Here is a 24,171-nt window from a genome sequence, read left to right as displayed (position 1 = left end):
CAACTCATCGCACGGGGCTTAAGTCTCCCCTTGAAGCCGCGACACGAGGAATAAGCGGCTCGGGGTTTCGGAAAAGGGGTAGCGAGGCAGCGAGCGAGCAGCCTTTTTCGCCGAGCCGATTATCCGCAGTGAGGGGCCTTCGTGCTGGTCGGGGCGGCCTTCTTTGCTTCCTTTCTTGGCCGTTCAAGAAAGGGAGTCCCACACGGGGGAATCCCGCTCCAAAATCAACGTGCCGAAGGCACTAAAAAGTACAGATCATAACAAACCATCAATTCAATATATTTTGGCAATGCCATCAGCAAACCAAAATTAATTGATTTAAATAAATACAGACAAACTTAGCGACTTTATTGAGCAAGACTCTAAACTTACCATTGCACGTTGGGCAGATAAAACATGCCCAACCTACCTTACTGAACATCAATTGATTAAATTTTTTAATCTCCAAAATTATCAAGAAACTTTAAATATGCATTACCCCAAGCATCGTCATTCTTTTTACCATTTCTTTGATACTGGTCAATTTCTTTATCCATACCAATTTTAGCATGCAGATCTCCAAATGCTTCATCACCATATTCTAAAATAGCACCTACCATAGGAATATGGTAACCATCCTTATTTTTTAAAGATAAGTGTTCCAGCATTGAATACCTACAAAGTAAAAACCTATACGAATCGAAAACATTATTACTTGGCCTAAAACAATTTATGGCCAGCAATTGAGTCGCCTTTGGACTAATCAAAGCTCTTAAAATACCAATATACTCTTTTCTCTTTTTAAATTCATAATCAGAAACAGGATATGCCTGATCAACAAACTTCAGTACCCTGTATAACAACCTAAAATAATGACCAATATCATCATCAAATTTTCTCTCGAAAAATTCACTTAAACTTCCCAAATCAAGATCATTTATTCCATAATAAAAAGACATTATTTCGTCAACATTTCCAGCTACTTCCATAGACAGGGCACTGAACCGCTCTAACAGCCCATAAAATGTCTGTTCAAAGGCTCTTACATTTAATGCATCTGACTCTAAAGCCCTAATTTTTTCTTCCTCAATTCTGTTTCTTTGTATTTCATCCATTTGCTTATTCTGCAAATCCACACTCTTTTTCAACCAAATCAATGCAAAAAGAGAAACTAAGGGATTAACCAAACCACCAACAAAATCACCAAGCGTTCCCCAATCTGCAGAGCTAACAGAAATTTCTCCATTAGAATAAATACCGAACCAATAAAAATATGAAAATAAAAGAAGTAGTGCAATTCCACCTACAAACCATTGTGGATTTGAATCTACCCAATTTTTTAATACGTTTATACATTTTTTCATATACACCTCAAGAAAAAGGCCGCCCAAAGGCAGCCTCTTAATTAATTAAATATCAACATCGAGCGACACATAGTTTTTCATTAGCTAAACATACAAAACAAAGGGTTACCATTTAAAACGACACAGAGTATTTAGCTAGAGCGACAAATAATTCTTCATTCTTTAAGCTAACGACACATAGTTTATCATTATTCTTTCAACAAAAATACAGCATAAAAATATAACACTTCAATCAATATTATTATTTAATTAATGAAAATAATAATATCAACTAAAAACATAAATCACCACCAAAAAATATTATTATAAATTAAAACAATCTCGTAATAATTAAGGAAATCCCAGATGAAATTAGTAAGTCATTATATCAGCCAAACATGGAAATTTTAAAGAAAGCCAAAGCCGATTGACAGAACAATAATCAATTAAACTGGCCTATATTTAGCCTAGCAATCCACAGTAAAATGCATATATTGAACGCTATAATCGCACCATGCGTTATGAATGACCGGCCTGCAATGATTTCAAAAAACTTGCCAAAGTACAAGGAACTGCAACGCAATGGCTTTGGACTTACAATAACGAACTCCCATATATGGGATTGGGCGGCATCACCCCGAAACAACAACTGGCATTACATGCCTAACCTCTACTTTTAAGTGATCTTAAAAATGGAAGAGATAACTACAACAGGTTGATAATGGGACAACAATCAAACGGCTTTCAGCAATCTGTTTTACTTGCCTTAGATACTAAAACGGGCAAGCTCATCGAGTCTAAAGAGCTTCTCCATATGGCAGAAGATGTCCTTCGAGATTTGCGCCGATCTTCTGTCGCAGGGCTACATAGATCAAGAGTGCGTGATGTAGAACCTCGGCTTCGTTGTGCTCTTTGTAATGGCTCCGCACATATCTCAATGCGCCATACTGAATTTGGCAACCGCTGGTTTGCACACAATGGAGAAGTAACTGATTGTCCCTACCGAGACTATCGACGTTTGTCTCCAAATGAGCAATGGGCCTTGCAGTACCAAGGGCAGCAGGAAGGGGCTGAACATAAGCGGTTAAAGTTTTTCATAGCAGATTGGGTCGAAAAAGACCCCCGATGCAGTAGTGTGTGGCGAGATAAAGTTAGAGCGTCTGAACTCAAGCGTGGGGAGTGGAAAAGACCAGATGTCCGGGCAGTAATTGGTGATCGAGAAATTGTTTTTGAAATTCAGCTTTCGTATACATTCTTATCCGAAGTGGTTCGCCGTGATGCGTTTTATCAGCAAGAAAACGTTCACATTCTTTGGATCTTCCGTGAGTTTGAACCCCATAGAGAAGTAGTGCGAGATGAAATGTTTTACAACCGTCGAAACATCTTCGTCCTAGATGCTGACGCGGAAAAAGAAACAATCAAGCGGAACCGGCTTACATTCAAGTGTTACTACCAAACTCCAGCGTTAGTAGGTGATGGCATTATAGAAAAGTGGCATTCACGGTACGTCCATCTCGATGAATTGACGTTTCCTGTGCCAGAGTACCGCCCCTACTATCGTGATTTTGATACATCTGTAATTAGCTTGCTTCGCCTACGGTTAATTCGAGCAATTATGCAATGGAGCAGAGACCGAAAAGCAGGAGGCTCCACATCAATATCCAAAGCGAAAGTTCTCAGTGCATGGCAAGCTCTTGAGCGGAAATCTGGATTTAAAAAAGATAAATTTTTCTTTGCATCAGATTTCTTGTTTGATCAATTGCCCAAATTTTTATCGATTAAATACAAACGTCCAATTGGATACAACTACAAAATGCTATGGGAAGTTTTAAATGCGATCCTAGCGATGTCTATTTCGGCTCCGCGGCCACATAACATTCAATACCTGATGGCAATTCACCATTACACACCAAATCTTGAAGCTAAACATACGCAAATAATCAATAAACATCGAGCGGATATAATTGCTTCAATCAAAAGGGGAGAAAATCGCTATGTTCGCGACCAACGCTTTGATGAAGCAACTGCAATTGTGCTTCCTGAGCTTCGGGATAAATTAGAAAATCCCTGGGGAGTTAAACCAATAAACCACTCTTGAATAGGTGGATCAATTTGATAGTTGTTCTTCGCTATCTTAAAGGAAAAATGGACCTCTTCTCCCAATCCATTCATCATTGACCCAAGCCAGCCAGTCACGTAGATAGGCACAGAGGCCTAGAGACTAAAACATAGAACATACACTACCCCGCAGGGCATCTTTAAACTGTCTTTGCCAAGGCTCTGTCTGGTATGTCAGCGATCCGAATAAGGTGGAGATCACTTCGTGGCTGATATACTTGCACAACTGCTAGTAACTGTTTTTGTGAAGAAATGGTCATCATAAGATCGCGGCAAACAGCACTTTAACGTTAGGGAGGAAAGTAAAATGCAACCTATCCTTACCAATAAGACAGTAAATATTGATGAGCTCAAACACAATCCTGCAGCGGTACTCGCTGCGGCTCAATTTGAACCCGTTGCCGTTTTGGAGCATAACAAACTAGCTGGATATATTATTAATCCCAAGGTTTGGGAAATCTTGTCCCTGAAGTTGGAAGATGCCGAGCTCATTGCCATTGCTAATGCACGATTAAGCGATAATAAAAAATTAATCGAAGTTTCATTAGACCAGCTTTAGCTTGGCCTTTTGCGATGCTACACATTTTGAGGGGCACCTTGAATAGACGGATGCATAAATGACCACTTATGCTTTTTCTGACGTTCATCTGGCTCAACGGCTGTGCGATGCATTACATGGGCATCCAATACACGATAAACGTTCGGGACTTTGTCTTGTTAGCCATGAGTCCAACAAGATACGTCAGTTCATCGTGGATGATTTGCAGCCTGATGCCCTGTCTCGAGGATGGCTTTCAATCTTTATTGAACTTGGCCAGGGTAATACTCAATCCTCAGCTCAAATCATTGGTGAGGCTATTTTAAGTCAATTAATACAGCAACCATCTGATTAGGCCAATTATAGTTCACTCAGTAGCGCCCTTGCTACATTCAGCAATGCCAGTGAACAAGCCGTGTTATTAATCATTTATGATGCCCCTATACATTATAAAATAAAGATGCGATTAATCGAATATTCATCTTAAAGTCAGTAAAAGATAAGATGAATTGAAGTGATTAACCAGCAAAACTCATGTTTCTTTTCATCAGTGAGGATATGTGCAGATTCGTGCAGATTCTTATCAATTTATCCACCCGTTCTTATCGGATGTCGCCACTCGCGCTTTCGCATTTATCCGGTGGACTTGAGAGACAGCTCCCTGCACATTGCCGGCACTGGTTCATCGACAACATGAGTGACTGGTTTCAAAAGTAAAGCTACCGCTCAGTGAGCGGTGCTCAGCTTCAGCTCCTCGGCCTTAGCGGTCACTCAGGCACTTCACAACCACATTGGCCATCTTACTTTTGCGTCAGCTTCAGCTTAGGGTGACAATCAACAGTCAGTTGGCGGTAGTCGGCCAACAACGGAACCACAGCGCTCCACTGAGCAGGTATTGCACGGGCGCAGCTATCTGGCATATTGCTATGCAACCCCTGTACCACCTATTCTCTGTTTGATGTCCCCCATCCAAATATTGACCCTGCTATGACTCAATTACTAATTCATGTTGCTGATAACAACGAAGAAGTCTCTAAAGAAACTAAATTCGGTGGAAAACCTAGTTCTCCGAATGGCGCTCTTGAGTGGCCTGTTTGCAAATGCTGCAAAGGAAATATGCAATTTCTTGGGCAGTTGCGCACGCCCGAATCAGAAAATATGCTGCTTCTATTCATGTGTCAGAACGACCCCGGCAGCTGTGATGAATGGGACCCTAATGGCGGTGGAAACGCGGTTGTGGTCATTGAAGATAGCAAGCTAAGTTTGGTGCAACCACCACAGCAAGGAGAAACCACTCGTAACATCCGTCACGGAGTAAAATTCGTTGAACATGAAAACAATGATTACGATGCCTCAAGAGCTGCTTGGGCTTTGACCAATGGAGTCAGTCCTCGTGAAGTCCTAGGGCAACTAGGCGGAACTCCCGCATGGATACAGGGAGAAGAAACACCGACTTGCGACTTCTGCGGGGAGGCAATGCAGTTTGTTGCACAACTGGAGCAAGGACCCGATTGGAAGACCGACATGAACTTTGGTGGCGGGGGCTGTGCATATGTCTTTCAATGCTCGTGCAATGAAAGTAGTGCGAAAATGCTGTGGCAGTGCTAAGACCGTCTAACAGCAATTAAGGCCGACTTTACACTGTAGCGACAGGCCGCTCTGGGTCGAAAACAGGCGGTAGTCGGCCAGAAGTAGGCATTTTTACTTTTGCATTTTTTGAGATTTCATTATGACGTCAGACCCGTTTCGTATTCCCTCAGACGAGGAGATTAAAAATGCAGAAGAAAAGCTTAAGTTCAAATTTCCGAATGAATATATCGCCTTTTTAAAAGGAGGTGGAAATGTGGCAAATGCGGTTTTTGATGCTGCAGTAGTATTGCCAGGTAGTGGTTATCTCGATATTTTTGAAATGGCAGATATAGCTTGGAATAAAATGGGGCTAAATAAAAAGTGGTTACCATTCATCGAGGACAACGGCGACTACTTCTGTGTTTCAGAAAATGGGGTCGTTAAATTTTGGTTGCACAATGGCTGCACCGATGAAAAATGGACTACATTTTCGGCATGGTTTCAGCAAGTTTGTATTGAACGGAAGTAATAAACACGTACTTCCGCTTTGGCCGAGGTGTCGATGCCTGTGCGAGAAAATTGAAAGGCCGCTAGCCATCTGGTTGCGACCTTCTATATTTTTGATTTGTGCCAGTGCTGTTCGGCCTTAGCGATCACTCAGGTACTTCTACAACCACATTGGCCATCTTACTTTTGCGTCAGCTTCAGCTTAGGGTGACAATCAACAGTCAGTTGGCGATAGTCGGCCAACAACGGACTTTTGTCTTTGAGAAAATCCATCGTTTCAGTTTCGAAGAACGGAGAAAATTGATTCAGTGCCAATAGAGTGCAGTCGGATTAGTAATAAGTGAAGTTTAAATTAAGACGAAAAATCAAAGCATTTTCAATTTATGAAACCAATTATTATGTTTAGCTTAATGAAAAAATCTATTTTTGCAACATTGCTCACTGGCCTATTTACAGTCAGCCTGGCAGGGGTTGATGAGGGTGAGGCTGCATATCGTGCAAAAAACTATTCTCAAGCAGAAAATGAATTTCGCCTGCTGGCTGAACAAGGTAATTCCCAAGCACAATTCAACCTCGGTGTTATGTACGAAAAAGGTCACGGCGTGCCACAAGACGATACCCAAGCGTTACGCTGGTATCTTAAAGCCGCGGAACAAGGCAATGCCTCTGCGCAATTAAACCTCGGCTTAATATACAACAACGGTCTGGGCGTATCGCAAGACTATGCCAATGCTCTAAATTGGTATCGCAAAGCCGCTGAGCAGGGTAACCCCCAAGCACAATACAATCTTGGCTTAATGTACAGCAACGGTCGAGAAGGTGTGTCGCAAGACTATACTCATGCGCTAAATTGGTATCGTAAAGCCGCTGAACAAGGCATTCCTCAGGCGCAAAACAATCTCGGCATGATGTACGGCAACGGTCAAGGTGTGCCACAGGACGACGCCCAAGCGTTAATCTGGTATCGCAAAGCTGCTGCGCAAGGGAATGCCTCGGCGCAAAACAATCTCGGCATGATGTATGACAAAGGTCAAGGTGTACCACAGGACGATGCCCAAGCGTTAATCTGGTATCGCAAAGCTGCTGAGCAGGGCAATGCCTCGGCGCAATTAAATCTCGGCGTTAAGTATGCCAAGGGGGAAGGCGTAAAGCAGGATTATACCCAAGCGCTTAACTGGTACCTTAAGGCCGCTAAGCAAGGCAATGCTCAAGCACAAAATAAGCTCGGTTTTATGTATGACAAAGGTCGAGGTGTGCCACAGGATACTGCACAAGCAGTATCCTGGTATTACAAAGCAGCTGAGCAAGGTGATGCCTCAGCACAATTAAATCTTGGCGTGACGTACGCCATGGGTGAAGGCGTGAAGCAAAACTGGGTAGTGGCGTCCGCACTGTTTCTTACAATGCTAAAATCTAATTCACCTAACGCTATTAATAGTGCTATTGAGAATCTGGATGTCGCCATATCAAAGATGACCCCTGAGCAGACTAAGGCGGCTCGGCAACTAAGTCTTGAGATGGTTAAACCTAATAACTTAAACAAAGCAATTGCAGCATACCTAGAAGGTAACGAGTGAATATTCATGATATGAACAACTCTCGCCCGAGCAGTTTGTATTACTGACTACTAGATTTAATGTCTGCTTTGGCCGAGTAGCTTTGGTATGACTCTGAAATAAGTAAGGCCGCTACCTGTTGGATAGCGGCCTTTCAATTTTCTAGCCTAAGCATCGACACCTTGGCCTTAGCGGACAAAAACCGTCGACCAAACTGGCAACGATCCTGCCAAGTTTCACACCAGCATTCCAGCTCAAAAATAGCTGGACCACTCAGCATTGCCAAGCCTTTTGTTGCCAATTGCTCATCCATATTCCGATTTGCTGGTGTATTTTACCGCTGGGCAGTTAAAATCTTTCATGATTATTACGAAAAATTCATTGCGATGAAAATTTGCCGACTAATTATTTTAATCGCACTCGCTTGTGGAGCGGTATGCGGTATGACCGATAAACGACAAACAAAATAGTCTTAAATGTAACTCCCTTTTCTATCCCTTATTTTTTAGGTTTGATACATGAAAATCACCTCTTTTGCTTTGAAAAATTACCGGCGGCTAGCCGATGTAACCTTGGTCCTTGATGATAAAACAACTGTTCTAGTCGGCGCTAACAATAGTGGAAAAACGTCCTGTATCGGTGCGCTACACACATTCCTAAAAAGTCCTGACAATCTAAAAGTACGAGATATATCAAAGCTGAATTGGAAAACCATCAATAAACTAGGTGTAAGTATCGAGCAGAAATTTCCTTCTAGCGAGGACATGGAGGCGTTATCTGTCAATTTAGCGAGTTTATTGCCTAGTTTAGACATTGAGATTAATGCGATGGCTAATGAGGCTTATAAGGTTCGCGACATTTTGCCAGATCTGGAATGGCGTGGAGGGGCTATACGCGTACGAATAGCTTATGAAGCAATCGATATTTCCAAACTTGTACGAGAGTTTGTTGATACAAGGAAAGTTGTACTCAAGCACTATGGCGTAAGTCTTTGGCCTAAAGATTTATGTGATTTTTTGGAGAAAGGCCGAAACCTTAGTAAGTTTATTAAACCAAAGCACTATATATTGAGTAAAAGATCAGCGCCATCAGTTAACGAAGTTTTACAGCCATTTAAATCTGAAGCTCTGAAAAAGTTAATTCGAGTCGATGTGATATCCGAGCAACGTGGTTTAGGGGCTGAAGATAATACTGAGCAAAAAGGCCCCTATTCAGAGAAGCAGCGGCTTAATAAATTACTCCGTGAATATTACGATCGTATTTTAAATCCAGAAGATTTTCCTGAGGAGCAAGATCTCGAAGTATTGGCGCAACAGCAAGCGCTAGAGAAAGATTTTACTGACAGATTGAATGCACAGTTTGATAGCCCTTTCAATGAGTTAAAAGCTATGGGGTATCCAGGTATTGGTGGTAACCCAACAGTTGAAATCGCTGCGAAAATTAGTGGTATGGATGCTTTGCAAAAATCATCATCAGTTCGCTATCGATTTAATAAAGAAGATGAAGAATTTCTGCCCGAAAGTTACTTAGGGCTTGGGTATCAAAATCTTATATATTTAACTTTCAGGCTTCTAGAGTTTCGCGACAAATGGATGCGTGTTGGCAAATCAGCATCTTCAGGAGATAACTTCGAAGAACAGATTGAACCGATTCACTTAGTTTTACTCGAAGAACCGGAAGTCAACTTACACGCGCAAGTCCAACGGGTATTCGTATCAAAAGCTTACGATACTTTGCGAAATCATGTCGATTTACTAGATGAGGAAACCACGAAAGATAAGTCTGAATACCAAACACAGCTGGTTATTAGCACGCACTCCAGTCATATTATTGATGATATTGACTTCAAAGATTTACGTTATTTCCGGCGCAATAATGCAAATACATCCATCGAAATGGACCACACCTCAATTGCAAATATGTCAGAGCTTTTTACGGCGCCGAAAGATGAACTTTTATTTGTAAAGAAACATTTGAAGCTCACTCATTGTGATATTTTCTTTGCTGACGGCGTTATATTTGTTGAGGGGCAAGCCGAGCGTCTTTTGGTACCTGAGTTCATTTCAAATAGTTTTCCTGGCTTATCAAATAGATATATTTCAATGCTTGAAGTGAACGGAGCGCATACGCATAAGTACAGAGATTTAGTTGAGAAACTTGGTGTTGCAACACTAGTGCTGACAGATCTTGATTCTGTTAATGGCGAAGGGAAGTCATGCTTTCCTCAAAAGGGTTTAGAACAAAAAACCAATAATGACACCTTGAAAAAATGGCATCCAAGGAAAGAAGAGTTAGATGACTTGGTAGCCTTACCCCAAACGGAGCATGCAATAAAAAGCGGAAATGCACCGCTTTATATTGCTTTTCAAAAGTCGACTCTGATTTCGGGGCAAGAGATTCTATCTCGAACTTTTGAAGATTCATTGATTTTGGCCAATTTTGATAATGACTACTTCCAGAAAATAAAAAAACTTAAAGATGCGAAAACTAATTTTGATTTCGACAATGAATCGTTGTCGAAATCACTCTATGACTATGTGCAAGGTTTAAAGAAGGGGGACTTTGCTTTCGATTGCCTCTTCCATCTCGCAGAAAATGAGGCGAATAGTTTCAATCCCCCCGAATACATGAGTGATGGCCTTAAGTGGCTGGAAACTCAACTGGCGCCAAAGGTTTAGGGGGAATTATGACTGAGAAATTTTACTTGGCGGACACAAAACCTATCGATCATGACGATACCGTTGATAACGGTATCGAAGAGTGTCTTCATATCGGTTCTGGTAAAAGCTTTATCACATTTGCGGGGGCCGGCTCAGGCAAAACCTATTCTTTAAAAAGGGCTCTCGAATTTTTGAAGTCTAAATATTCGGATGACTTTTCTCGTCAAGGAAAGCAAATTGCAGTTGTGACCTTTACGAACAATGCAGCTAACGAAATAGTTGATAGGATTGAACAAAATCCAATTTTTTCAGTTTCGACTATTCATAGTTTTTGTTGGTCTGCTATTGCAGGCTTTAATGAGGACATTCGCAAGTGGTATCTGGAGAAAATTCCTACTGATCTTGCGGAAGTTGAAGATTTGGAAAAGCGTGGCCGGGCAGGTAAGGCTTCTGAAGCTCGAAAAAGGACTATCGTTCGCTTGACTGAAAAATTGAAATGGTTGGCCGAACCACAATCATTCATTTACGATCCAAATGGCGTCAACTCATCCCCCAATGCGTTATCGCATGCAGATGTCTTGAAAATTTTCTCCAACTTTTTGACCACCAAGCCGATGATGACAGAAGTCATCATAAACAAGTTCCCATTCATATTTATCGACGAAAGTCAGGATACCAACAATGATGTAGTCAACTCTTTCTTTGAGCTGCAAGATGCAAAATCGGATAAAGTTGTCATCGGCTTGTTTGGAGATACGATGCAGCGCATCTTTGGTGGAGGGGAGCCTGAGTTGGGCAAGACTAAGCCAAGCGGTTGGACTACTTTCAATAAGGAAATGAATCATCGCTCAGCGCGACGCATCGTTGGTTTGGGTAATCAAGTTCGTAGTGAAGATGATGAGCGCAAACAGTATGCTCGAGATGGCGCTGAAGAAGGTTTCGTTCGATATTTCCTACTACCGCACGGTTTATCAGGCAAAGACGATGTCGAATTGAAAATTCGAACGATTATGGCGGAAGTTACGGGCGATACTAACTGGACAGATACTCAATCCAAAGAAACCGCTATCTTGCTTTTGGAACATAAGATGGCTGGGCGTCGGCTTGGCTTTGATGAACTTTGGGACAAATTTTCAAAAACAGACAACAAAATTAAAGATCGGATTTCGGAAGGTAAAAATACAGAGCTGAACTTTTTCTCTCACATTATTTTTCCCATGGCGGAGGCTAGCTTAAAGGAAAACCGAGCCGAGTTGATGTCTATCTTGCGAGCGAGTAAATCTCCGCTTTTGGAAGCTACTGCGCTTGACGCTAACAAGGACGATCCGCTCGGGCTTGCCCGAGCCGCACAACATGCGTTTAGAGATGTAGTTTCAAATGAAAAGGTCAGTTTTCGCCTAGTTCTTGAAGTGATCGCAGAGCATAATCTGCTGAGAATTCCAGAAAAATTACAGTCGTTTGTAGCAGCTTTTGAAGAAAACGAGGCTGAAATAGAGCCTGATCAAACGGGAGCTAGAGTGGAGGTCGAAGCAGAACCTGAAGAGCGGGATGACAGCGAGATTACGGCTTGGGCTGAAGCATTGGAGACTGATTTTTTTCAAATTAAGAACTATAAGGATTACATCGATGGGAACTCAATATTTCGAACTCATCAAGGTGTAAAAGGAAACGAATTCGAGCGTGTTATGGTTGTCATGGATGATGATGAAGCTGGCGGGTTCTTATTTTCTTACGAGCAGTATTTTGGCGTGAAGGAGCTTACTCCGGACAGTCAGAAAAAGCGGGTTGCGGGCGAAGAAACTGGTTTAGATCGTACGCGGCGATTGTTCTATGTCACTTCCACGAGGGCCAAGAATAGTCTCGCTCATGTGATTTATACATCTGATGTAGCTAAGATAAAGGCAAATCTTATTGCCAAAAAATTTGCGCGAGAAAGTGAGATTATCGAGGTGTAGTTCCATAGTGATTTTGGGCATCAATAAATAGGTTTTGACTGGCCGCTTTGGCCGAGGTGTCGATGCCTAGGCTAGAAAATTGAAAGGCCGCTAACCATCTGGTTGCGGCCTTCAATACTTTTGACTTGTGCCAGTGCTGTTCGGCCAAAGCCGCCACACATGTGTGCCTAGTACTACATCAAGCAACTTAGTTTTGCGTCAGCTTCATTGCGCGCAGACAATGAGCTGTCAGCTGACTGTAGTCGGCCAGTAGATAACAGCCGCACTCCTTAATCGACCGGCATTGAAAATTACTAGGACTGATTGTGTCGAAACAAAACTTTAGCTACGACGAACGAAATGAAGAATTGCCCGAATACGACAGCCTAGCTGGGCGACACGGTCGGATCCGATTGCTCCTAGGAGGCAAGAATACCTGTACCTCAAAAATGAAACAGGAATTCTTCTGTCTCGATTGCGGTGCTGGTAGCAACGGAGGCTGGCTGATGCTTTTCCATAACGTCAGATATGGCAAAGGATGCCCTATTTGCGCCAGTGCGCAGGAACTAATTGAAGCTGTCGCCACCAAATGGTCGGCTTATCGCCTTGTCGTAATCGCCAAAAAGCAAGGAATGCCGAATCCTGCCACTATTCTGTATCTGGTTTTACCCGTGGACAACCCATTACCGAATAACTTTCAGTGGATATTTACACTATTAACTAGAGCGGCAATTACATCTGGCATTAGAAATAACGAGCGACCAGGAAGGGTGCAGGACTTCGCGTACGGCGCCGCAACTGACGTTTATCGCGCTTGGAAAGATGCGTTCGGAGATAATGGCAGCATTTGTTATGCAGGGAAAGAGAAGCCTGGTTTTACCAGCCCTGGACCATTTTTCGCCATCGATACTGCGAGTCGAATTATGCGGCCTCGCGCGTGTGAGGATCACATTAGTACCCGCGGAGTCCTTGAAATATGCGCCCAAGAATGCAAAGACAAGGAAAAGGACATTGCTTGGCGGTTAGAATCAGAACCATTCGGCGCGACGATTATTGGTTACAACTATACTGATACCTTCGGAGTCAGGATTAACTACAAGAATCGATTTGATCTCGAACGTACCGATACATACTACCGTGCGATTGAGACTAATTGGGGGCAGACTAAGATGCGTAAAGGCGAAAGCCTTTGCTTTATAATTCTCAGTGGGCTGTTTCCATCAAACGACTGGCAGTCAAATAGTCGTCCAGAATTTCTGACTTACTGTGTTGAGGGGAAGACGCCAAGCCGCCTTGAGCTTGACGGCTATTCAGAAGACCTGAACCTGGCTTTCGAATATCAAGGAGATCATCACTACAACACTCGAGATGCAAGCACTGATTCAGAGCTTAATCTAAAAGAGATTCAGGCTCGAGACGCATTTAAGGTAGACGTCTGCCATAAGCGTGGCATTACCTTACTTGTGATACCGGAGATCGATCTCGACCCTGAACTTTTCTTGAAAAAAATTTGCGAAATCTGCCTAGATTATCTCGGACGACCAATCAGACACGATATCGAAATTGAATCCGTTTGGGAAAAGTGGAACGACTGGTGCCAGAATCCACTTGCAGACTTCCAAGACGAAGTGGTGAGGAAACTGAATGGCCACCAACTTATTTCTCCGAAGAAGGAGAAAATCGGAAAGAACTCACTGGTTACGTACGAATGTGGGAATTGTGGCGCGGAGAATAAGACTTTAGCTAAGCAAATCAAGGACGGTTCGCCGAGAAAGGCGTGCGTGCAATGTAAGGGGCAAGTTGCGGGGACTAGACGGCGGGATGCTAAATTAGATGAATGGAAAAGTTCCTCGGCATTGCCGGCTGACTTTATAGCAAATGTTATGGCTAACAGTATCGTTGGAGAAACTCGTTATGTTTGCGAGCTTGGACACAACATTAACGTCTACAATCTCGAATTTGCCAATCGCCACGTGATAGATGGTACGTTCGTTTGTCCGGAATGTGAGGCTGAAAATCTTGGTGTGGATGCAAGTTTAGTAGCGCTCCAACGAAATTGGGACAAATCGTTGGCCGACGATCTGAAGCTGCTGGGGCTTTCGGTTTTTGAGCGAATGTCACCTACAAATGGGCAGGCGACAGCACTATCTTCCTGCGCAAGCAGTAGGCATCAGTTTGTGGTGACGCGGAATCAGGTGAGCGCATTGCTCAGGAATGAGTGCTTGAATGACCTAGCGATAGTACCCTCAGCCTGTCACGAATGCTGCTACCCGGGCATTGATCGAGATTCTGCTAGCCTGCTGCGCAGCACAGTGTTCCATCGCTTGTATATTCTCGGCGCAATGTACCCTCAAGCAAAATATCTGAGTGGCTTCGATCCAACCTCTTGGGGTGACGAATTCTTCAGTTGTGGAGAAACTCATGAAGATGGAACGCGTCACCCTCCAATCCGAATCTCTTTCCGCAATCTCCAAAAGACAGCAAAACGCTATCCCCAGACCCACCTGTGCGTTGCGTGTGGACTAGAAAGGGGACAAATTGTCGGAGGAGGAAAGACTCTAAATGACCTAGTGGCAGTAATGAAGGTGATGCGAGAAGAACTCGGTCGACGCATAAAACTTCCAAACATGTTAAGTCCTCCGACGGTTGAGCTAGTATCCGGGGAAATTTCAGACAAGGGGGAAGTAAGCGCTACCAAAACTCGTTTGCGCTTCTGGTGTGGAATAACAGGGCATGATCCTGTTGTTGCGACCAAAGATTATTATTTCAATCGTGCCGAAGCTCGGGGACGAGGCTTCTGTTCTCAGTGTGTTGAGCTCTACGGCGGGAAAAAGGCACCATTACCGACGGCATCCAACATTCGTGGTCTATTGCGTTCGTGCAAAATACGGGAAAAATAACCTGTGGACTACCCCAGGTTTGATAGACAATTTCGAGTCTCGCGAAAAATGTCCGCTTAGGCCGAATAGCACTGGCACAAGTCAAAAGCATTGAAGGCCGCAACCAGATGGTTAGCGGCCCTTCATTTTTCACCCCTCGGAATCGACACGTCGACCGTAGCGGACGGTTCATCCATCCTTAGCTTGCGACCAAATTTAGTGAGCCACGACACTTCTGCAAGCAATCGACTTTTTCAACTGAATAGGCTAACAACAAGTTCTTAGGCGAAAAAATTTCATTTGCCCGACTCTCAGCTTTCGATGATCGTATCCAGGATAGCATGGGGTCGTAGCCCCATTTTTGTGGGTACTATCAGGCATAAGTACCTCAAAACTCACAAAACACTGGTATTATTCTTAAATATACACACAGACAATACAACCGCTGATTGCAAGTGTTAAATGCGTGGCAAGAAACGGTATTTCAATATTTCAAACTAATTGCACAAATAATCTGGATTCTTAAATGGGTAATATGGCGATAAGTGGTACAGCAGATATCACTCATGAAGGGATTAAAAAGCATTTTACGAAATGGAAGAAATATCCTTTTCAATCAGTTATTGAATTGATCGCTAATGGATTTGATTCTGGCGCAAAATTCGTTGATGTTACGATTGAGTACAATGAAATGCATGGCCTAGTTGCTATAACAGTGCTGGATAACGGATCAGGCATTGATATAAAAAAATGCGACCAACATTTTTCTAGGTTTAATGAATCTTCTAAGCAAGGTGATGATGACCTCCAGGGCGCACACGGAAAGGGCAGGCTTGCGTTTCATTTGCTCTGCTCAAATGCTACTTGGTACACCAAATGCCATGACTCTGAATCTAATATATCAATAGATAGCACTATGCTGCGTAATTTTTCAGCAAAAGAGCTTGCGCATAAGGAACAGCATGCATCATTAAGCACATTTGCATCAGGTACATGTGTAGTCCTATCCAATTTTCATACTACCCTGCCCGAAATAGATGTAATTAAAAGTAATCTTGAAAGCTATTTTGGCTGGAGATTAATTCTAAATCCTGACCGAAAGTTAACGGTTAATGGAGTAGAAGTTGAGATTCCTGAAAGTGAGTTGATAGAGAAAAACATTTGGATTGATGGAGCCGAATTCAAAATTGATTTTATTCGCTGGGCTGATAGGCCTGGAGACGAAAAGTCATATAATTATGTAGTGAACCATGATGGGCGAGTACTGCATCGAGATCTAAGCAGTTTTAATAAAAAACCAAAGTTTCACCTTAGTTCTTATTCTAGGTCGAATTGGTTCGATAATTTCGATAAAAGTAGCTCACCACTAAATTTTACTGATACCCCGCAGGTTAACCCAGAATCCACTGCCTTTAAGAAATTAAAAAAGGCAATACATGAGTTCAGTAGTGAAATATATGAGCAATTTCTTCGAAAATTTGTTGAAGAAAAAATCGAGGAGTATGAAGCTCGCGGTTATTTTCCAGAGCATAGTAGGTTAAAAGCGGAAGAAGCGGCTTGGAGAAGGGAGAATACTAAGTTATTTGTAAAATCTCTTTATATAACTGACCCTACAGTTTTCAATAATATCAAAGAAAAACCTTTAAAAATATTATTGGCGCTAATTGATAAGATATTAGTATCCAATGAGAATGATACGATTTTTGAGGTTATTGGTGAAATCCTTAATCTAGATGAAAATCAAATAAATATATTCTCAGAACAGGTTAAAAATTCATCGTTAGAAAATATTATTAGTACTATCGAAGTCCTTCAAAAGAGAGAGTTTGCAGTCCACATGCTTCGAGAAATAATGGTTAACCATTATAAAGAAGTACTCGAAACACCTGATTTGCAAGGAATTATTGAGAGCAACACTTGGCTTTTCGGTAACAAATACACGCTACTCGGTGCTGAAGAGGATGATTTTCAGAAAATATCTTTGAATCTTAGAAATTATGTAAGAGGAATAGATTCAATTGATGAAGGTGACTTTGAGTCAATGGATTTAGAAGGTGGGTTAGATATTGAAGGTGTCAGACGGCAGGTCGACTTATTCTTAGCTAGAAAGAATATTGGGTTCAATTCTAGAGGTGAGTCTTATTACCAGTGTACGATTATCGAAGTAAAGAGGCCTGCAGTTGCACTCAACGAAAAGCATCTTAAGCAAATCCGAGAATATGCCCGAATAATATCTGAGCACTCGGGCTTCTCAATGGAGAGAATGAGGTTTGAAATAATACTAGTCGGCAGAAAAATCTCTGATAAAGATTTCGATATCAACTCAGCTTTAGAAACGGCAGATGCTAAAAACGAACCTGGACTAGTGTTCAGCACCAAAAATGATCGGATAAAAGGGTATGTAAAAACTTGGGGAACCATATTTGCCGAGTTTGATTTGGCAAACCACTACTTGCTTAACAATCTTCAAACGAAGAGGGGCTCTCTTGAAGATAAATCTTCAAAGCAATTGGTAGATGAGCTTCAGGAACCAACGGAGTAAAGCATTTAACAAGGCCATGCACCCGACCTCTGGAAGCTGTCTGAGGTAGCCTGAAATCCACAGACACACCTGTTTGGTAAACTTATCGCGGCACACCGATTTCGACCATAAGCAAAGAAATTGTAACTATCCGCTAAGGCCGAGGTATCGATGCCGACGAGTGAAAAATGAGAGGCCGCTAACCATCAGGTTGCGGCCTTAATCATTTCAAGTTGTTGCTAAAGCTGTTCGGCCTTTGCAGACATTCTCGGCATTTTTTCTGACTGATTACGTATAAGCCATGGACTAAATCGCTCGTGCGGTAGGATGGCTCCGATTAACAATTGTGATCATTGATTTATAGGGTTGTTTCCTAGCAAATGACTGTTTACAAAAAATTTAGAGCACTCTCCCCAAACATGGGATTGGGCGGCATCACCCCGAAACAGAAACTGGAATTACATGCCTAGCCTCTACTTTTAAGTGAAATTAAAAACGGGGGGATTACCCTCCAACTCACGGAAACTCATCGCAACAGGGGCTTGGGTCTTTTTTTGCATCTGCGCAACGTAAAGAAAAAGCGCTGGAGCCATAAACGCGTTTACTTTATTTATTTCGATTTAGAATTAAATCTACTTTTTATTGTATTTTCTAAATTAAGTAAATCTTGTCGGTTATAGAAACTAACCAAAGGACCACTACCAAGATAAAAAGATTTAATTAACCCTTGTACTTCTAAGTTAGGCAAATAGCTTCGATGCATATTAAAAAGCTGTCCTGCCTCACTAGCCGTCACCCATGTCTTTACAAAATCAACGACAAAATCTACAGCAGCTTCTGAAACAAGTTTCCAAAACGGTAAATCTACTAATTTAACGAAACCTGTACGAATAAATACGTGTCGGAATCGATGCTCCGTATATCCAATGGCAGCAGCAGCCTCTGCAAGAGTAGTCATACAAGGAGATAAAATAATATGAAGGAGGGATAATAAAGATTCCTCTGTTACACGAATTTCACGTGATAAGCCTGCCTCTCTTATTAGAATGCCTTTCCTAATCAGTGACGAAGTTTGTTGTGGAGAAATTCGCAACTGAATCGCTGCCTCGGTTAATAAAATACCCGATTTCTTGACTTCTGAATTTGCTTTTTTCCGCCCAGCGCGCGTTTCATAGTGGGCTAAATTCCTTAAAGAAAGCAAATCTACCCCTACTAAATCTGCTCTACGAAAAAGATAAACTAAAGAACCATCAATTGCAGGCCCTGCAATAGGAATGACGCCAATAGATCTAAGCTTTTCAGCATAGTTAGTAATATTTGTCTGAATTGAACGCCCTAATTCTCCTGCAGTGACAAACTCAGCTTGAAATTGTTCCAGCCTCTCTGCATGAATCAACAAACGGCGTGAGCCATCGACCACGTGACTTTCGCCAATTAGCCACCCTTTTTTTACGAAGCTACGAAGAATCTCTTGATGAATGCCAAGTATTGCAGAAGCTTGTCCAACATTCAGACTCTGAGTACTTAGCTCTTTAGATAAGCTAGATTCCGCTATACGTAAATAACTGAGTCCTTTATCTAAGTCATATCCTGCAGAAATCAAGTTTCCATTTAGAATGCCCTTTGCTAAGACGGCGATACTTTGATTACTTGACCTCACTTTATGCTTACCCAAATAAACGGTTGGAGCCTGTAGTTTCCCCAAAAAATTCAAGACATCGCATAAAGCTATTTCACATGAACGAGACAATTTTTGCCGTCTAGGTGTGAGCAAGCCTTCCTTAATGCATTCATTCATCTGAACAACACTCAAACCAAGAACCAAAGCAGCATCCTGCTTACTTAAATAACCACTTTTCTCCGTTAAACAATATTGATAAGTAACCGGCCCCAAACCTGATAATACTTGTCGGGCAAACCCTGCCAATAAAGCGCCTTTTTTTAAAAAAGGTAGTAATTGATGTCTTGGGTGTTGCTGCGGAGTCTGTAATATAACTAAGCGTTTAATTTCTTTATACACAATTCTATGCTCGTACCCCCAAGCAATCATTAGCCGTAATCGCCCCTGTTCATTTTCAACAGAATCGTCCCAAAGATCAAAAGCCTTCATCGTTAGCCAAAAGGAAAAACAACGGTCAAGCAGGGCAAAGTCCTTACCAATAAGCTGCTGATATAACCAGCGTGAAGGGCCTTGATCCTCTGGTGATGCTGTGCAATCACGCCAATCTGTACCACATTTGCAAATAAATAACTGCCCACGCAGTAGTGATGGAACTCGTAAGCAGCTTGGGCAGCAATGCAACAATGCTCCACCATGAATGTGGCATACAACATAAGGCCGAAGAGCCCAATACCTACGCCAGTAAGGTTGCTCTTTGAGGCATACGGGACAAAACGAGGCGGCATCCTCCCTAAATAGCTTTTCAGGTACCGCAGCATTCATAAGTAAGCGAGGCGAACGCAAAGTTGGTTTTGTTCGAAGAAATACAACACTTGAACATACAGGAGTCAACCCTAATGCTTCAATCATTTCTTCGAACAGCTGGCGATTCGTTAATGCTTGCCGAATACGCTCCACTCCATAGGCCAGTACTCCACAAGCCTTTAATAGCTGAATAATGCTATCGAAACCGTTACCATCAACGGTTCTAATTAACAAACTTGCTGGCGACTCATCAGGTTGTGGAATTGGACGGTACGGTAACTTATAAATCTTCATTTTCTAAAGACCGCAGCAACTTGGGCGTCACTCATACGAAAAGGATTATTTTTTGCAATTGAAATGGCACTGACAACGCCCATGTCCCAAACAAAAGCAAAATCCTCCAGCTCTACAATTTTCCGGTCTTGTCGCCAGGCCTGCAAAATCGCTTCACGGATAATCGTCATGACAAAAGATAAGTTTCCTCTGGTTGCCGCATACATGCGCAAAGTTTCTTGGTAATTGCTAATCATAGGCATATGTACGAGTGCAAATCTCTTTTTTGCCTCTGAGCACATTTGCGTTAAAAAATGATAAAGTTCACTAGGCTTCTCTGCGGTCCCCACTTGCAAAGGGCTCAATCGAAAACGGTACTTAAAACGCCGTGCTTGCTGCCATGTTGGATCAGAGTCAATAATTGTCTCGCATTCAGGCACACCAACTAAGCAAATACAAACACCTGAATTATTTACAAGCGATTTGAGCCAACGTAATGCAATCGTATTAACCTGCTCACTTCCACGTCCATTATTCAGCAGATTATGCACCTCATCTAGCAGAATAATTCTTGTCTCACATGTTTTAAGGTAAACCACGATTCGTTTTGTTTTACTTGCAATAGTGCCCATCAAAGGGCTGGGGTCATTAAGTTGTTCCAACATATTACTAGCCAGCGTACTAACGGAAACTGGTGATGGAACCTCTGTATAAAAGGCCGGAATGTGCGTTATCTCAGCATCAACATTTTGCACCTGTTTTTTTTGAAACATACTAATAATTGCTTCGCAAATTTTAGTTTTCCCCATACCGCCTTCTGCTAGCAACATGCAGCCAACGGGTTCTTTAAAACTATGTGACTGAACAATTGCACGCAGAACTCCCTTCAGTGCAAAATCAAAAGATGGATGACGAATCAGAATTTTATCGAGCACAGACACTCGCTGAATTGATTCATACTCATTAGAAATATCTTCAAAATTCATAAGTCAATTTCCATTATTTCATAGTCATCCGGGCTACTAACTACATCCGATTCAAAAGATGGCACATCCGCTGGCACAGTATTAAGCTCAAACACATCAGGTAATTGATGAACAATTTTAGGGAGCGTGCGAGCACGTCCTTTACCATTTGTAAGCCGTGCAATCTGCCTTTGGGCCATTTCAGAATCTGTTTGAATTTTTTGAAATAACGTCCATCGCGCCAATAAATCGCAATAAATTCCCAGACGCTTTTGATCAGAAGCGGTCAACGCGGCTTTAATCTTTTTGGCTTCCTGATGTTCATACTGGGTCAACCCAATGGTGTATTCAGGGTTGGTAGACTCCGCCAAAATCAGCGTACTAGGCTGAGAGGGGTGCTCAATATAAACTTCATGTAAATTGAGCTCGTCTACTAAAACGATCACTCTTTTTTCACCTATCGCCTCAAGCGTGGCAAGGGCATGTGAGAAATATTCAATGCCATCGACCAACACCCGCCCTTTGTGAATATTTCGTTGCACTGGCCAGCGAGCAATTGCATCTATTTCAGCGATATCAAAAGTTGGCGCAGGCCACCCTTTAACTGAATCCTCCCACGCTAAAATTGGAGCCCGCCCAGTGCGTGAATGAATACTGGTGTGATAAACCTCATTGATCCACTCGAGGCAATACTCATGCATTTTTTCTAACACAGACACCGCTCGTGCTCGAGAGTCATACTCACCACGATCACTGGGATTAGAAAATGTCGTCCCAGAGCACTTCTGCACAAGAAAACAGGTCAAAGTCCGGAAAAATGACTCAATATGAGCCTTATCATTCGGGTCTCTTATCTCTGCAGGAGTAACGATGATCCCAAGACGTGCGCAGAGCCGGATAAAAGCCGAATTTTTAAACTCAACACCATTATCAGGAACAATTCGAACGGGTATCCCACCAGGTAAGCCCATACCAAGGCGAGTTAACATGTTTTTAACGGCCGCTAACGTCGTTACTGCAGATGGTGGAAACATGCTGATATATATACCGACTACCGCACGGGTATATACATCAAGAATACAAACTAAATAGGGTCGGCCAATTACTTCCCCTGAATCAGGATCACGCAGCAAAATGTCTACATAGTGAGTATCAATTTGCACGAGGTACATTGGACGAGGACTAATAATGGCCCTGCCCGCAGCGCGTGCGACCCGATCCGCAGCAACTTTCCCTTTTTTTGCCAGAGTGACAATGTACGGATCTAGCGCTTTAATGCGCCGCTGCAGTGTGCGTAAACTTGGAACTGTTACTGTCGAAGAATGCTTTGAAAGCAGGCCTAATTCAGATAATTTACCGACAATATGCGTTCGCACATCTTTAGAGTCCCTCCGCTCTGACTGTAAGAAAACCTGTTGAATTGCCTCTTCAATCAATATTTCTACCTGAGGGCAAAATCTAAGACCTCTATTTCCACTTTGTTTATGCCTTAGAGATAATAGAGCTCCGTCTCTCCCCTCCAAAAAATAACGTTTAATCCAGCTTGCTACGGTGCGTGGATCTGGCGGTTGTTGATCTTCCAGTTCAAAAGCAATTAATGGAATCAGTGCAGTAAGATGTTTCTTTGATGTCGGATAAACAAGCTGGGTAACTGCCGCATCCACATAACGCCGCATTCGGATCGCTGCGCGAGTTTCTTTTTCAGAAAGCTCAGATAACTTTCCTGAACAACCATTCTCAGAAATACCTTCAATATCTTGATTCTTAATTAATAAAGTTTCACTTTCCTGCATCTCGATAAACCGATCATGTGAGATACGAAATGCTTTTCCTCCAATAGCTGCTGCATACCGAACGATTCCAGCATAGATATAAGTCACTTCAAACTCACATCCATGCATGTGAAAACGCAGCCCCACTTTAGGAGAGTAGTAACGCGGCTTCATTGAAGAAACCCCACAGGCATATCCAAGCACACAGGGCGACTTAGATCAACGGCTAACACCCCGTGAAACAGCAAGTAGTCTGCTAAAAAAGGAGACAGAGCAGCCTCAGTTAAAGCTGCATAAACACCCCCCAAGGACATGGGGTTTGATAAGGCAGCAAGCAACTGGCGAGCTAAGGCAAGCTCTTGACTTGACCAAGCGCGAATACTCGAGCGAGAGTAAAAAAGGTAGAGGTTTTCCAAACACTTTTCCGATGGTAAAGCGTTTGAATCAACAATAGAGAAATCAAAATCACACATATTTAATAAATTTTCAATCTCTAAAAAACATAATATATTTTCTTTATCCAAATACTGTTGATTAGGTTTAATTTCACATACTAGCCACTGTTGATTAGCCATTGAAATCAAAAAGTCAGGCGTATATTTCTTACCTTGTCCATGTTGAATATTAATGGCTTGGCAACGATAGCCAATCACCTCGGTATCCCTCTCTAATAGAAGGCAATATGCCAATTCAAGCTGACTTTCCAGCGCAACTGTAATGCCATTTTTTCGGCTAGGGAATAAAGCAGTGCGTCTACCACGCGCACCTTGAGCAATCCGGCGGTGTCCATGCACAACGCCTGATAAATCGGGTAATTTGGCAAATGCATCTTGAACCTGTTGTAAAAGATCTGCTCGCAGATTGAATTGAATACTATTCATACACACCTCATGTCCAACTAATCCCACATTTAGGCGAAGCAGTCCCCTATTGGAATCATTAACCAATTTAAATAGCCCTGTTTTTAGGCGTAAAAAGCCCCGCTAAGAGTGTTTTCTCTCAGAGTCACAGGAAGAAAAAAGATAAATGGGCTTGACGCTGGAGCGCGTGTTGACGATACTCGAACTGTCTATTTTCCAAGTATTAGCCGTTAGGCACGTACGCTCACGGGACAAGCCGCAAGGTTTGTCCC

Annotated in this window: 16 protein-coding genes; 10 read left to right on the top strand and 6 right to left on the bottom strand. The window is 42.4% G+C overall.

The annotated features are described in order from the left end of the window. Positions 1 to 437: 437 nt before the first annotated feature. Positions 438 to 1,343 carry a putative phage abortive infection protein gene (locus ACFQNF_RS19915; RefSeq protein ID WP_380189973.1) on the bottom strand — a complete coding sequence of 302 codons (906 nt, stop codon included), beginning with the start codon at positions 1,341 to 1,343 and terminating at the stop codon, positions 438 to 440. Positions 1,344 to 2,043: 700 nt separating this feature from the next. Here ACFQNF_RS19915 and ACFQNF_RS19910 point away from each other — a divergent pair. The 6 genes from ACFQNF_RS19910 to ACFQNF_RS19885 all read left to right on the top strand — a co-directional run bounded on the left by ACFQNF_RS19910 (position 2,044) and on the right by ACFQNF_RS19885 (position 7,631). Continuing rightward, a complete protein-coding gene (locus tag ACFQNF_RS19910; RefSeq protein ID WP_380189971.1) occupies positions 2,044 to 3,420 on the top strand; it encodes a DUF6035 family protein in 1,377 nt (458 codons plus the stop codon). 327 nt (positions 3,421 to 3,747) lie between these two features. Beyond that, positions 3,748 to 3,999 carry an antitoxin gene (locus tag ACFQNF_RS19905; RefSeq protein WP_380189969.1) on the top strand — a complete coding sequence of 84 codons (252 nt, stop codon included), beginning with the start codon at positions 3,748 to 3,750 and terminating at the stop codon, positions 3,997 to 3,999. A 58-nt stretch (positions 4,000 to 4,057) separates the two neighbouring features. Next, positions 4,058 to 4,333 carry a hypothetical protein gene (locus ACFQNF_RS19900; protein WP_380189967.1) on the top strand — a complete coding sequence of 92 codons (276 nt, stop codon included), beginning with the start codon at positions 4,058 to 4,060 and terminating at the stop codon, positions 4,331 to 4,333. A gap of 632 nt (positions 4,334 to 4,965) precedes the next feature. Further along, positions 4,966 to 5,586 carry a YwqG family protein gene (locus ACFQNF_RS19895; RefSeq protein WP_380189965.1) on the top strand — a complete coding sequence of 207 codons (621 nt, stop codon included), beginning with the start codon at positions 4,966 to 4,968 and terminating at the stop codon, positions 5,584 to 5,586. A gap of 121 nt (positions 5,587 to 5,707) precedes the next feature. Beyond that, positions 5,708 to 6,076: an SMI1/KNR4 family protein gene (locus ACFQNF_RS19890; protein WP_380189963.1), complete on the top strand. Its 369-nt coding sequence runs from the start codon at positions 5,708 to 5,710 to the stop codon at positions 6,074 to 6,076. A gap of 361 nt (positions 6,077 to 6,437) precedes the next feature. Continuing rightward, positions 6,438 to 7,631 carry a tetratricopeptide repeat protein gene (locus tag ACFQNF_RS19885; protein WP_380189961.1) on the top strand — a complete coding sequence of 398 codons (1,194 nt, stop codon included), beginning with the start codon at positions 6,438 to 6,440 and terminating at the stop codon, positions 7,629 to 7,631. A gap of 133 nt (positions 7,632 to 7,764) precedes the next feature. Here ACFQNF_RS19885 and ACFQNF_RS19880 read toward each other — a convergent pair whose 3' ends face one another. Further along, positions 7,765 to 7,923, bottom strand: a complete 159-nt coding sequence (locus ACFQNF_RS19880; protein ID WP_380189959.1) for a hypothetical protein — start codon at positions 7,921 to 7,923, stop codon at positions 7,765 to 7,767. Positions 7,924 to 8,128: 205 nt separating this feature from the next. Here ACFQNF_RS19880 and ACFQNF_RS19875 point away from each other — a divergent pair, with 205 nt between their 5' ends. The 4 genes from ACFQNF_RS19875 (at position 8,129) to ACFQNF_RS19860 (ending at position 17,625) form a co-directional block, all read left to right on the top strand. Beyond that, complete coding sequence (locus ACFQNF_RS19875) at positions 8,129 to 10,288, top strand: ATP-dependent nuclease (RefSeq protein ID WP_380189957.1); 2,160 nt, start codon at positions 8,129 to 8,131, stop codon at positions 10,286 to 10,288. Between the two features lie 8 nt (positions 10,289 to 10,296). Continuing rightward, entirely contained in the window at positions 10,297 to 12,225 is a 1,929-nt protein-coding gene (locus tag ACFQNF_RS19870) for a UvrD-helicase domain-containing protein (protein ID WP_380189954.1), read from the top strand. A 305-nt stretch (positions 12,226 to 12,530) separates the two neighbouring features. Then, positions 12,531 to 15,104: a hypothetical protein gene (locus tag ACFQNF_RS19865; protein WP_380189952.1), complete on the top strand. Its 2,574-nt coding sequence runs from the start codon at positions 12,531 to 12,533 to the stop codon at positions 15,102 to 15,104. 505 nt (positions 15,105 to 15,609) lie between these two features. Further along, entirely contained in the window at positions 15,610 to 17,625 is a 2,016-nt protein-coding gene (locus ACFQNF_RS19860) for an ATP-binding protein (protein WP_380189950.1), read from the top strand. 589 nt (positions 17,626 to 18,214) lie between these two features. Here ACFQNF_RS19860 and ACFQNF_RS19855 read toward each other — a convergent pair. The 4 genes from ACFQNF_RS19855 to ACFQNF_RS19840 are packed head-to-tail and all read right to left on the bottom strand — an operon-like array spanning position 18,215 to position 23,920. Next, positions 18,215 to 20,323 (bottom strand): TniQ family protein, encoded by a 2,109-nt coding sequence (locus ACFQNF_RS19855; protein WP_380189948.1) that lies wholly within the window; start codon positions 20,321 to 20,323, stop codon positions 18,215 to 18,217. Continuing rightward, positions 20,320 to 21,288, bottom strand: coding sequence for a TniB family NTP-binding protein (locus ACFQNF_RS19850; RefSeq protein ID WP_380189946.1), 969 nt, complete (start codon positions 21,286 to 21,288; stop codon positions 20,320 to 20,322). The genes ACFQNF_RS19855 and ACFQNF_RS19850 overlap by 4 nt, the downstream gene beginning before the upstream one ends. Then, positions 21,285 to 23,213 carry a Mu transposase C-terminal domain-containing protein gene (locus ACFQNF_RS19845; RefSeq protein ID WP_380189944.1) on the bottom strand — a complete coding sequence of 643 codons (1,929 nt, stop codon included), beginning with the start codon at positions 23,211 to 23,213 and terminating at the stop codon, positions 21,285 to 21,287. The genes ACFQNF_RS19850 and ACFQNF_RS19845 overlap by 4 nt, the downstream gene beginning before the upstream one ends. Then, positions 23,210 to 23,920, bottom strand: coding sequence for a PDDEXK family nuclease (locus tag ACFQNF_RS19840; protein ID WP_380189942.1), 711 nt, complete (start codon positions 23,918 to 23,920; stop codon positions 23,210 to 23,212). The genes ACFQNF_RS19845 and ACFQNF_RS19840 overlap by 4 nt, the downstream gene beginning before the upstream one ends. Positions 23,921 to 24,171 lie beyond the last annotated feature (251 nt).

The sequence above is a fragment of the Iodobacter arcticus genome (genome assembly GCF_042664895.1).
In the GTDB taxonomy this organism is placed as follows: Bacteria; Pseudomonadota; Gammaproteobacteria; order Burkholderiales; family Chitinibacteraceae; genus Iodobacter; species Iodobacter arcticus.
The sequence above is the reverse complement of the archived record's forward strand: the minus strand, read 5'-3'. Positions and strand labels throughout refer to the sequence as shown.